Origin of the sequence: Spirillospora sp. NPDC047418 (assembly GCF_040643275.1) — a bacterium.
Taxonomy (GTDB): domain Bacteria; phylum Actinomycetota; class Actinomycetes; order Streptosporangiales; family Streptosporangiaceae; genus Spirillospora.
In genome coordinates this window covers 19,991-27,157 of the sequence record NZ_JBEYTW010000117.1, presented here as the reverse complement: position 1 = coordinate 27,157, position 7,167 = coordinate 19,991, and the positions used below count along the sequence as shown (strand labels likewise).

Annotated in this window: 9 protein-coding genes; 4 read left to right on the top strand and 5 right to left on the bottom strand. The window is 68.5% G+C overall.

Annotated elements, in window-relative coordinates:
* Window positions 1-90: 90 nt before the first annotated feature.
* The 3 genes from ABZ806_RS40100 to ABZ806_RS40090 all read right to left on the bottom strand — a co-directional run bounded on the left by ABZ806_RS40100 (window position 91) and on the right by ABZ806_RS40090 (window position 2,515).
* On the bottom strand, window positions 91-339 hold the full coding sequence (locus ABZ806_RS40100; protein ID WP_500223858.1) for a hypothetical protein: 249 nt from the start codon (window positions 337-339) through the stop codon (window positions 91-93).
* Between the two features lie 169 nt (window positions 340-508).
* Window positions 509-1,504, bottom strand: coding sequence for a threonine ammonia-lyase (locus tag ABZ806_RS40095; RefSeq protein ID WP_500223857.1), 996 nt, complete (start codon window positions 1,502-1,504; stop codon window positions 509-511).
* A gap of 183 nt (window positions 1,505-1,687) precedes the next feature.
* Window positions 1,688-2,515 (bottom strand): NADP-dependent oxidoreductase, encoded by an 828-nt coding sequence (locus tag ABZ806_RS40090; protein ID WP_500223855.1) that lies wholly within the window; start codon window positions 2,513-2,515, stop codon window positions 1,688-1,690.
* A gap of 198 nt (window positions 2,516-2,713) precedes the next feature.
* Here ABZ806_RS40090 and ABZ806_RS40085 point away from each other — a divergent pair, with 198 nt between their 5' ends.
* Window positions 2,714-3,112 (top strand): winged helix-turn-helix transcriptional regulator, encoded by a 399-nt coding sequence (locus tag ABZ806_RS40085; RefSeq protein ID WP_500223853.1) that lies wholly within the window; start codon window positions 2,714-2,716, stop codon window positions 3,110-3,112.
* Between the two features lie 103 nt (window positions 3,113-3,215).
* Window positions 3,216-3,950: a class I SAM-dependent methyltransferase gene (locus ABZ806_RS40080; protein WP_500223852.1), complete on the top strand. Its 735-nt coding sequence runs from the start codon at window positions 3,216-3,218 to the stop codon at window positions 3,948-3,950.
* Window positions 3,951-4,012: 62 nt separating this feature from the next.
* Here ABZ806_RS40080 and ABZ806_RS40075 read toward each other — a convergent pair whose 3' ends face one another.
* A complete protein-coding gene (locus ABZ806_RS40075) occupies window positions 4,013-4,606 on the bottom strand; it encodes a hypothetical protein (protein WP_500223851.1) in 594 nt (197 codons plus the stop codon).
* 6 nt (window positions 4,607-4,612) lie between these two features.
* The gene (locus tag ABZ806_RS40070; protein ID WP_500223849.1) at window positions 4,613-5,548 is read right to left on the bottom strand and encodes an Imm1 family immunity protein; all 936 of its coding nucleotides are present in this window, start codon (window positions 5,546-5,548) and stop codon (window positions 4,613-4,615) included.
* Window positions 5,549-5,816: 268 nt separating this feature from the next.
* On the opposite strand from ABZ806_RS40070, the gene ABZ806_RS40065 reads away from it, so the two are divergent.
* Window positions 5,817-6,569 carry a DUF4386 domain-containing protein gene (locus ABZ806_RS40065; protein WP_500223848.1) on the top strand — a complete coding sequence of 251 codons (753 nt, stop codon included), beginning with the start codon at window positions 5,817-5,819 and terminating at the stop codon, window positions 6,567-6,569.
* A gap of 212 nt (window positions 6,570-6,781) precedes the next feature.
* Window positions 6,782-7,165 (top strand): nitroreductase family deazaflavin-dependent oxidoreductase, encoded by a 384-nt coding sequence (locus tag ABZ806_RS40060; protein WP_500223847.1) that lies wholly within the window; start codon window positions 6,782-6,784, stop codon window positions 7,163-7,165.
* The last annotated feature ends 2 nt before the right edge of the window (window positions 7,166-7,167 follow it).

The following is a 7,167-nucleotide window of genomic DNA, read 5'->3' as shown; positions in this document are numbered from 1 at the left end:
CTTCTGTCTTCACACACCGATGATCACCGGTGGCCGCACCCGTTCCCGGACCAGCCCCGACCAGCAAGATCGCGATCTACAACTGGAGTACTAGAAGATTTCGATGGACTCGCCCTGAAGGGTCCACACGCTTGGGTGATCACCAGAGGACCAGAAGCAGATGCCGTCTGATAGGTGCCCGATTTCGGGCGGGTGATGGGGATCAGGGTTGTCCAGCTCTACGACGACGCTCTTGTGGGGGTCAAGGACGTACTCGGTTGCCCAGAACTCGAAGATCAGAGTTAGAGGCTGCTCCTGGCTGTGTACCAGAAGCCGGACCTTCTGCTCGTTCCCAGTCATCCAGCCTCCCTGCGTAAGCGCCACGAGCGTAACCCGCTACCCAAGGGCAGTGGGAGGGTGATTAGGTCGCTCGGCGCCGTATGAGCGAGCGTGGGTCATGGTTGCCGGAGCGAAGCGGGGTGGGTGGGCGGGCGTGGGTGTGGAGGTTGGCTGAGTGCGGGCGGGGTCGTCAGTGGTTTTTCTCCGCCGTGCTTAGGTTGTGTGGGTCAGCGCGAACCCAGCGGTGGTAGTCGTCCAGGTCGACGTTGCTGCCGCAGATGATGGTGACCACGTGGCGGTCGGCGAAGCGGTCTGGGGCCTCTAGGACGGCGGCGATGCCGAGGGCGGCTGAGGGCTCGACGACCAGACCCGCGTGCTGCAAGAGCATCCGCATGCCCGTGACGATGGACGCCTCCTCGACCAGGACGGCGTCGTCGGCCACCGACAGAAGGTCGTCCAGCACGGCGGGGATGGGGTGGCGACCGGCGACGCCGTCGGCGATGGTGTCGGTGGAGTCGGTGGTGACGACCCGGCGCTCCTGCCAGGAGCGGGTCATCGCGGGTGCGCCATGAGGCTGGACGCAGATGACCTCGGTTCCGGGCGCCAGAGTCTTCAGGACGTAGCCCACACCGGTGGCCATGGCGCCGCCTCCGAGGGCGATCAGCACGGCGTCAAAGGGGGCCTGTTGCGCCAGTTCGAGGCCGATGGTCGCCGCGCCCTCACAGGTTTCGAGGTCCAGGCTGTCCTCGACCAGGCGAATGCCGCGCCGCCGCGCGATATCCGCCGCCCGCTCGCGGGCCATGTCGAAGTCGCCGTCGATCACTTCCAGCACCGCACCGGAAGCGCGAATCCGATCGAGTTTGGCGGCGGGCGCCCGACGCGATGCCACGACCGTCACGTCCAGTCCGTGGCGGCGGCCCGACCAGCTGAGCGCCCAGCCCAGATTGCCGGCGCTGGCGCACACCACGGCCGTCCGGTCCTGATCGCTCAGCCGAGCCGCGACGACCTCGGTACCCCGCCCCTTGAAACTGCGGACCGGGTTCGCCGTCTCCAGCTTGATGCTCACCGCGCAGCCAAGCGCGCGCCCGAGGGCTTCGCAGCGGAACGACGGAGTGTCCAGGAACACCGGGTCGATCACGCGGCGAGCCGCGCGGACCCGGTCAAGGTCGAGGCGGGTCTTGCGCACGGCGCAACAACGTACCCGACACAAGCGTCGCCTTGACAGCCAGGACGGCCAGCACCATGAAGCTGCCTGCCCTCCGCGGGATCGCTCCTTACCCGGCTATCGACGCCCACAGCCTTTCCGAGACGGAGCCGCGTGGTTGCGGCGGATCAGTGCGTTGTGGGGGCGGTGACCCGGCGTTGCGGTTCAGGGAACGACCACTACGGCGCCTCGCACGCCGCCTTGGGCCAGCCGGGTGTGAGCCGCCGCCGCGTCGGCGAAGGAGTACTGCGCGGCTACCCGTAGCGGGATGTCGCCGCTCTCCGCTCGTCTGACCAGGTCGCGCAGCCGGGAGCCGTCCGGTAGCACGTCCAGTGCGAACGTCCGGATTCCCCGCGCCGGTTCGGGGCGCAGCGGGGGTGAGGCGGCCACATAGCCGCCGCCGTCCTTGACCAGTTCCAGCAGTGAGGGGCCGATCACCGCCAGGTCGACGACCGCGTCGAAGATGCCCGGCGCCGCCGCGACCGGATCGTCGGAGCGTGGCATGAACACCGCGCCCTGCGATTCGACGAATTCGCGGTCGCTGGGCCCCGCGAGTGCGGTGGCGTGCAGGCCGGCTGCACGGGCCAGCGCCAGGGTGAACCCGCCGACCTGCCCTGCGGCACCGGTGACCAGCAGGGACGAGCCCGCCGGAAGCGCGAGCAGGTCGAGGGCCTGGGCGGCGGCCAGGCCGTTGGTCGGCAGGGTCGCCGCCTCGATGGCGGGAATCCCCGTGGGTGCGGTGGTCAGCCAGGCGGCCTCCAGGACGACGTACTCCGCGTGGGTGCCGACCGTGGTCCGTAGCCATGGCGAGAAGCCGATGACACCGTCACCAACAGCGAAATCGTCGACGGACGGGCCCACTGCGTCGACCGTGCCCGCCACGTCCCATCCGGGTGTGTACGGCAGCCCGGTCGGCAGCGGTGCGGGGAATCGGCCGGCGCGGATCACGAGGTCGACCGGGTGCAGGATGGATGCGGCGACCTGCACTCGCACCTGTCCGGGTCCTGGCTCGGGTACCGGTAGGTCGGCCGCCACGTACAGGACCTCCGGCCCTCCGAACTGTGAATAGCTGACTGCGCGCATTTCGTGCCTCCCGCTGTATGTCGTGGTTTCTTCACGGTAGACACGGGCGGGCCCCGCTGGTAAGTAGGTACCTTGGAGTGCCTAGGGCACCGGCATAGGAGGTGGCACGTGGCGACGACGACCGCCGTGCAACGTCGAGAGCAGGCCAAACGTGACTATGACGCGTTCTTGGCAAGTTGTCCGACGCGGGAACTGCTGAGCACGCTGACCGATAAGTGGGCGGCGCTGGTGATCCCGGCACTCGCCGGCGGCCCGCAGCGGCACAGCGAACTCGCGCGCCGCATCGCCGGCGTCAGCCAGAAGATGCTCACCCAGACCCAGCGCAAGCTGGAACGCGACGGGCTGGTCACCCGCACGGTGACCGCATCGGTGCCGGTCCGCGTCGACTACGCGCTCACCCCGCTCGGCCAGGACCTGTTCCCGCTGATGGTCGCGATCAAAACCTGGGCGGAGACGCACATGGACCGCGTCTTCGAAGCCCGCACCCAATACGACGCACGCCCATGAAACCGTCGCGCGCCGGGCCGTCGCGGGCGCGGTTGCGGACTGCGGCTTGTCCCAGTGCGTCGTAGCCTGCCCCCAGGCGGCCGGTTCGTGGCAGAGTGGCGGGATGCCTGGCGCGCGGTACGGGATGGATGCGCCCTACGGGTTCGGCTTCGTGGGCCTTGTCGTATTGGGGTTCTGGGTGACCGGGCTGGTGATGGCGGTCACCGCCGATCTGGCCGCCGCGCTGCCCGCGCTGGTCTCCGGCACCCTCCTGGCGGGATGCCTGGCCCTGAGCCTGCACGCCACGCTGCGCGGCAAGTTCCTGGTCTGGCAGGACGTGCTGGACGAGTTGGACCTGCGTGGCGACGAACGGCTGCTCGACCTCGGCTGCGGACGCGGCGCCGTCCTACTGGCCGCCGCCCGGCGCCTCCCCCAGGGCCGGGCGGTCGGCGTGGACCTGTGGCGCGGACGGGACCAGTCCGGCAACACCCCCGCGGCGACCCTGTCCAACGCCCGCGCCGAAGACGTCGCCGACCGCGTCCACGTGCATGGGGGTGACCTGCGCAGACTCCCGTACGCGGAGGCGAGCTTCGACCTGGTCGTGTCCAGCCTGACGGTGCACACCATCTTCGGCGCGAACGCCCGCGCCCAAGCGATCACCGAGGCCTACCGGGTGCTGCGGCCGGGCGGCCGCCTGCTGATCGCCGACCTGGCGCGGACCCCCCGCGAGTACGCCGCGGTGCTGGCCCGGCTGAACGCCCAGGACATCCACGTGCGCGGCCTCGGCTGGCGCGCGTGGTGGGGCAGCCCGTGGGTCCCGACCCGCCTGCTCAGCGCCCGCAAACCAGCCACCCCCTGAACACGCCTAGACGCCTTGGCCCGTCTCATCGAGTACGACGCCGGCCGGTCGGCTGCTGCGGATTAGCCGGACGCCTCGGGAGGCGTGCGTCCGAGAAGTGATTCGTACCGCTGGGGGCCGTAGTCGGGGTCGTCGAAGACGAGCAGATAATCCGGCTCGGTCATCGACACCGCCGCATGGAGTTTGCGGACGACGGCCTCAAGCGGCGGCAGCGGGTCGAATTCGAGCGCCCTCGCCGCCTCATTCCGAGCCGCGGCAAGGTCCGGATCGTCGTCGTGCGCGCTGCGCTCCAAGTCCGGGGCGTACCGCAGCATGGTCTCCAGATCTCCGCCTGCGGATGAACTCAGGCTATCGCCCCAGTAGGGCAACACCAGTTCGAGCGTCAGCGCCTCGGCGAGGTCAGCGGCGATGAGTCCGGCCTGCCCCTCCGAGTCGGCGTAGAGAACCGGGCGTTCAGTCTCCGCATCACCGACGAGAAAGAACGTGCCACCGGAACCGGTGCCGGCGATAGCCTCCAGATCCAGGCCGGACGCCATGCGGACCGGCTCCACATGATCCAGCCTGGTGAGGTCGAACTCCAGCGGGAATCCATCGAGCAAGGCGGCCAGCTGCGGATCGGCTCGTAGTCGATCAAGCAGTTCGTCGGATCGAGTCATAGTGAGCTATGGCTTGTCGACCCATTGGACGTTGGTGGGGCGACGGCCGGTACGCAGAAATTCGTGGCCTGCTCGGCGGGCCCGTTCTTCGGTGATTTCGAAGGGTTCGGCGCCTTCGGCGGTGAACCACGGGTCGGAGAACGCGTATTCGGCGTCGCCGGCTGTCAGGCCGGGTGGGGCGCCAGGCGGTACCGGTCCCCAACTGAGCATCAGGTCGCTTTCGTCCTCCCACACCAGCCCGGATTGGTCGCCAGCAAGGGTGACGTGCAAGGACCGGACGCCGTCCTCGCTGATCAGCGACAGGCCGCTGGACGGTACCCGGCCAAGGACGGCGTCGAGGTCGGCGGCGTCGGCCACGGTGGTGCATGCGTCATCGATCCACGCTTGCAGAGATGCGTTTACCGGCTGCTCGCCGGCCGTGGGGTTGCGCAACCATTCGGGCAGTACGGTAAGCCGGTTACCGACCAGGTCGAGCCGGGTGAGTGCGGCCATGGTCCCCAGCGACTCCGGCAGCGCGGTGAGCTGGTTGCCGGTCAGATCCAGCCGGGTCAGTGCGGCCAGGTTGCCCAGCCATTCCGGCAGCACCGACAGCTGGTTACCGGCCAGGTCCAGCCAGGTGAGCGCCGTCAGGTTGCCCAGCGTCTCCGGCAGCGCCGACAACCGGTTACCGGAAAGGCCCAGCCAGGTCAGGGCGCTCAGGTTGCCCAGTGATTCCGGCAGCACGGTGAGCTGGTTGCCGCCCAGGCCAAGCTCGGTCAGGGCGGTCAGGCTACCCAGCCATTCCGGTAGCGCTGACAGCCGATTGCCGACCAGGACCAGCCGGGTGAGGGCCGTCAAGCCGCCCAACGACTCCGGCAGGGTGCCCAGCGACCGCCCAGACAGATCCAACGAGGAGGCACCACTGCGCCGTGCCGCCTCGATCTGGTCCTGGAGCCCATCCATTCAACGCCTACATCCTGCGGTCATCGGCGGCCATGAGTTGTTGTCGGCGCCGACTCCGCGCGATTAGACCGCAATCTCTACCTGGAATCGCAACCTTACCCATCAAGGCTGGGCATGCCGGCACGTCGCCGCACTGCCGGCTAGCAGTGCGGGGCCTGAGCCGCGGCTCGATCTGGCCACCATCGGGAGGGGACAACGCCCGGTGAGCGTGGTTCTCTACCACTACCCCGGCAGTCGGGCGGGGCCGATCAAAGCCTTGGGGAGTCACGTGGACGCAACCGAATCTCGGATGCCGGCAACCTCGGGGGACGCCGTTCAGCGGACCGCCAGGATCGCCGGTGTCTGGTTCATCCTCACCTTCGTCTTCTCGATCCCGGCGGTGCTGCTGTACGACCCGGTCCTCAACGACGCGAACTACATCCTGGGGACGGGCGCGGACGCACAGGTGCGGATGGGAGCCCTTCTTGAGATTCTGACGGCCGTCGCGAACATCGCCACCGCGGTCGTGCTGTTCCCGGTCCTGAAACGGCAGAGCGAGAGCATCGCCCTCGGTTACGTCGGCCTGCGCGTCCTGGAATCGACCGTCATCGTGATGGGGATTGCCAGCGTCCTCACCGTGGTGGCGTTGCGGCAGGAGCTGACGGGCGGAGACGGCGCCGATGCCGCTTTGATCGGCCGATCACTGGTGGCGTTGAAGGATCAGACGTTCCTGCTCGGCCCCGCGTTCTGTGCGGGCTTGGGCAACGGGCTGCTGCTGGGCTACCTGATGTACCGGTCGGGCCTGGTCCCACGTCCCATGGCGCTCATCGGTCTGATCGGAGGCCCCATCGCCTGTGCCACCGCGACCGCTGTCCTGTTCGGCGCCTATGAGCAGCAGTCTCCGGTGAATTTCCTGTTCACGGCGCCAGAAATCGTCTGGGAAGCGTCATTGGGCATCTGGCTCCTCATCAAGGGCTTCCGTCCCGTCGCCCTCATCACAGCAACGACCCCTAAGGCCGCACAGGACCCCGACGCAGCGTGACAGGGCGCATCACCACCGAGCACCCACCCGGCGATGCGCCCAGATCGCGCCTCCCCAAGAGCGGCATCCGCGTCACGCCGAACCGGTTCAGGAGGGTTCAGGGGGTCGGGTCGACAGCCTCGGTCTTCTTAGCGGAGGATCGAAGCTGATCGAGGTTCAGGCCTCGGCAGTGTCGTCACAGGGCCCGACCAGGCTCGAAGGGAGAGTCGCCGATGCCGATTCCCGGTGCCGTGGCCCGCTTCAACCGGACCGTGACCAACCGCGTGACCGGGCCGTTCGCGGGACGCCTCCCCGGGTTCGCGATCGTCCACCACACAGGTCGCAAGTCCGGCCGCCGCTACCGGACTCCGGTCAACATCTTCCCGCGGCCCGGCGGGTACATCGCCGCACTCACCTACGGCCCCGATCGCGACTGGGTCAGGAACGTCATCGCGGCCGGAGGCTGTGAGCTGGAGATCCGTGGAAAGATGATCCGGGTCGGTGAACCGGAGATCGTCCATGATCCGGGCCGGGGCGATATGCCGCCCGGGGTGCGGCAGATCCTCGGCCTCATCGGGGTCACGGACTTCCTTCACTTGGCCAAGGCGACACGGTAGGG